The organism is Nocardia sp. NPDC004604, from assembly GCF_040609795.1.
Lineage (GTDB): Bacteria > Actinomycetota > Actinomycetes > Mycobacteriales > Mycobacteriaceae > Nocardia.
In genome coordinates, this window is record NZ_JBEXLC010000302.1 from 1 (window position 1) to 3,165 (window position 3,165).

At 67.9% G+C, this 3,165-nt stretch carries 5 protein-coding genes; 1 reads left to right on the forward strand and 4 read right to left on the reverse strand.

Annotated features, from left to right (window positions below):
- Positions 1-109: 109 nt before the first annotated feature.
- Genes ABZW16_RS43555 through ABZW16_RS43570 form a run of 4 tightly spaced genes read right to left on the reverse strand, consistent with a single transcriptional unit; the run spans position 110 to position 3,101 of the window.
- The gene (locus tag ABZW16_RS43555) at positions 110-1,705 is read right to left on the reverse strand and encodes a GMC family oxidoreductase N-terminal domain-containing protein (protein ID WP_354962028.1); all 1,596 of its coding nucleotides are present in this window, start codon (positions 1,703-1,705) and stop codon (positions 110-112) included.
- A 21-nt stretch (positions 1,706-1,726) separates the two neighbouring features.
- On the reverse strand, positions 1,727-2,155 hold the full coding sequence (locus tag ABZW16_RS43560) for an MmgE/PrpD family protein (RefSeq protein WP_354962029.1): 429 nt from the start codon (positions 2,153-2,155) through the stop codon (positions 1,727-1,729).
- Complete coding sequence (locus ABZW16_RS43565) at positions 2,152-2,823, reverse strand: GntR family transcriptional regulator (RefSeq protein WP_354962030.1); 672 nt, start codon at positions 2,821-2,823, stop codon at positions 2,152-2,154. The genes ABZW16_RS43560 and ABZW16_RS43565 overlap by 4 nt, the downstream gene beginning before the upstream one ends.
- 41 nt (positions 2,824-2,864) lie before the next feature.
- Positions 2,865-3,101, reverse strand: coding sequence for an amidohydrolase family protein (locus ABZW16_RS43570; protein ID WP_354962031.1), 237 nt, complete (start codon positions 3,099-3,101; stop codon positions 2,865-2,867).
- On the opposite strand from ABZW16_RS43570, the gene ABZW16_RS43575 reads away from it, so the two are divergent.
- On the forward strand, positions 3,067-3,165 hold a 99-nt coding region (locus ABZW16_RS43575; RefSeq protein ID WP_354962032.1), incomplete at its 3' end, for an AIR carboxylase family protein. The genes ABZW16_RS43570 and ABZW16_RS43575 overlap by 35 nt on opposite strands.

The window sequence follows — 3,165 nt, forward strand, 5'->3', positions numbered from 1 at the left end:
CTTGTCATTTTCATAATATTCCTGTGGTTTATGGTGATCATTTTGGGACCGGGGACCGCGGCTTCCTTGATCTCGGGCGTTCGTAGCAGGCGCCGGCGACCGAACGAACTCACCTCGCGATGCGGTCGGCCGCGAGCCACGCGAGCGCCATGGTCGGCGCGTTCACGTTGCCCGAGGTGATGTGCGGAAACACCGACGCGTCCACGACTCGGAGGTTCTCGACGCCGCGCACCCGCAGGTCCGCGTCGACGACGTCCTCGTCCCGCGGCCCCATCGCCGCGGTGCCGATCGTGTGATAGCCGCTGTTGCCGTAGTTCTGCGCGTAGTAGGCCAGCGCCTCATCGTCGTCGAGGTCGAGGTCGGCATCCGGCTTCGTCTGGAACGCGATGTACTGGGCGAACTCATCGTGCTCGACGATGCGGTGCACCCGCCGGGCTGCGTGGGCCAACACCTGCCGGTCGTGCTCGGTGTCGAGGAAGTTCGGGTCCACCCGAGGCTGCTGACCGGCGCCCGCGCTGTGGATGCTGCCCACACTTGTCGGCCGCAGCGGGAGCAGCGAGAGCATCGCTCCAGGCTCCTTCTCGAGCACTGCGCGTTTGGGCCCGAGCCGGCTACCGTCGATCGAGATCGGCGTGAACAGTGCCTGTACGTCGGGACGGTCGGAGTCCGGGTGCGCGGTCACGCCGGTGATCACGTTGAAGCCGCCGTACGACATGATCCCGTCCCGGCCGAGCAGGAACCTGGCCCCGGTCCAGTAGCGCCTGACCTGACCTGCCACCAGCTTGTTTTGACCCTCGAGTCCCTTGATCCGGAACCGGAAGTCCATACCTCGGTGCTCTCGGAGTCGCTCACCGACATTCGGGCTCTCGACCACGAGGTCGAAGCCGGCGGCCCGCAACACCTCCGGGCGACCGATGCCGGAGCGCTCCAGCAGGAGGGGCGTGTCGAGCGCGCCGGCGGAGACGATCACCTCGCGTCGCGCGTCGAAGTGCTCCACTCCCCTGCGGGTCTTGACCTCCACCCCGACGGCGACGCGACCGTCCAGGACGATGCGCTGGACCTCCGCCCGCGAGACCACGGTGAGGTTTCTCCGCCCGCGCGCCGGCTTGAGGAACGCGCGCGACGCGCTCATGCGCAGGCCGTTCTCGACGTTGGACGGGACGTAGGCGACTCGGTCGTCGTCGCTGGCGTTCCAGTCGTCGACCTTGCGGATCCCGTCGGCCCGGGCCGCGGCGATGTAGGCGTCGCTGAGTGGGTCGGGCGGACCGGCGACCTCGACCGAGACCGCACCACCGGCACCCCGGTAATCGCTGGCACCCAACCGGTGGTCCTCCAGGCTACGGAACGCACCGAGGAACGCGTCCCAGCCCCAGCCCGGGTTGCCCGCTTCGACGAGCGCGTCGTAGTCCGGGGCCCATCCGCGGTTCCAGATCATGCCGTTGGTGGTAGTCGAACCGCCCATCACGCGGCCGCGGTACCACGGTTCCGTCGCGCCGACGGCACCGAAGGGGCCGGCGACGAACGTCTTGGCGTACCGCTGATTCGACATGGTGAAGTAGAAGCCCTTCGGCACCAGGTTCACCGGGTTGCGATCGCTGCCGCCCGCCTCCACGAGCAGGACGGTGGTCGCCGGATCGGCGGACAGCCGATGGGCCAGGACGCAGCCGGCGGCGCCGGCTCCAACGACGATGTAGTCGTACGACACTGTGATGACCTTTCCAGTTTGCTACGGGACTTGCCGCGTTGACGTGTCTCGCATCGCTGATGCGAGAGTCATGCTGGTCGGCAGGGCGCGACCGTCGAGATGGTGTGCCTCGGCGACGGCGAGCCCGACCGGTACCGTCACCAGAGACCCGTGGCCGGCCGTGTTGTCGTCGAGCTCCGGAATGCTGGCGAACGCGGAGTTGGTCTTCGCCGCAGCAGGAAAGGGGAGCCGGTCGCCGGTCACCCCTACCGTCGCCGACCGGTGTTGCCGACTTCCGAGCTCTATCTCGGCTTCGAGGGTACGACGACTGTCCGGGCCGGCGATGATGCGGCCGATGGTGTCGAGCAGCGACCACTTCGCCTGCTGCACGATCTGCGGCGGGATCGCCTCGAACCCCAGCCCCGCGGCCCTTGTTGCCAGCGGCTGCAGCAACGGCATCTGCGGCGTCATCCCAGGGTCTCCTGCTCAGCCTTGGCAATCACGCTCAGCAGCCGTACGCGGCCCGATTCGAGGTGGGCCTTGGTGAGCCGAGCGATCTGTGCCTCCTGTGCGTCGCAGAACGCGTCGACGATCTCGGAGTGCTCGGCGTGGATGGTGTCGGCGATCTCGTCATCCCGCAGCAGAATTGCACGGTAGCGGTCCGCCCGGTCCCACAGCTGGTCGAGCGTAACTGCCAGCGCGTGGTTGCCGCCGGCAGCGTACATCGCCCGGTGCAGCCCGCGGTTCTGCTCGAGCTGTCCGACCTTCGTACCGGCGACGGGCTCCTCCAGGAGCCCACGAATTTCCCACCGCTGCTCCGCACTGGCGTGCTTGGCACCCAGCCGCGCCGCGTAGGCCTCCAGCCTGATGCGCAACGCATAGAGGTCGGTGATCTCCTTGACCGACAGGGGCGCGATGCGCATCTCGCGGTGCGCGACCTGCCGGAGCAGTCCCAGCGCCTCCAGCCGTCGCAGCGCCTCGCGCAGCGGTGTCGTCGAGATGCCGAGTTCCTTCGCGAGTGCCTCCTGCTCGACGACCGAGCCCGGTGCCAGCTCACCCTCGAGAACCTTTCTCCGGATCTCGTAGTAGGCGCTGTCGGCCTTGGTTGTTCGCCGCGGTCCACCAAGCGTTGCCGTCATGTCGTTGCCCCTCGGTCTGGTCCTAACCTGCTGGGTGGTACTCAGAACGCCCGGGCGTAGAGGGATCGAGCGTTGCCCTCGAAGATGCCCTGCAACTGCTTCTCGTCCAGCCCTGGGAGCTTCTCGATGACCGGCTTGAGGTCCTCGAACGCGAAACCACTTCCCGGCCTCTCGGTGCCGAAGAGCACACGATCGGCGCCGACAACGCCGATGAGCAGCGAGAGCGCCTCCGGCGTATAGATCGTGGCCGCGGGCGTCCCGGTCGCCACCGTCTCCATCGGCGGCGCCCGCAATGCGGGCCTACTCGCCGTCCGCATCCTCGCCGCCCACGACTCCGCCCTG

What these genes read in the sequence shown, in the direction of transcription:
- ABZW16_RS43560 (WP_354962029.1), bottom strand. Translation starts at nt 2,155, where the DNA reads ATGACGCCGCAGATGCCGTTGCTGCAGCCGCTGGCAACAAGGGCCGCG.
- ABZW16_RS43565 (WP_354962030.1), bottom strand. Translation starts at nt 2,823, where the DNA reads ATGACGGCAACGCTTGGTGGACCGCGGCGAACAACCAAGGCCGACAGC.
- ABZW16_RS43570 (WP_354962031.1), bottom strand. Translation starts at nt 3,101, where the DNA reads ATGGAGACGGTGGCGACCGGGACGCCCGCGGCCACGATCTATACGCCG.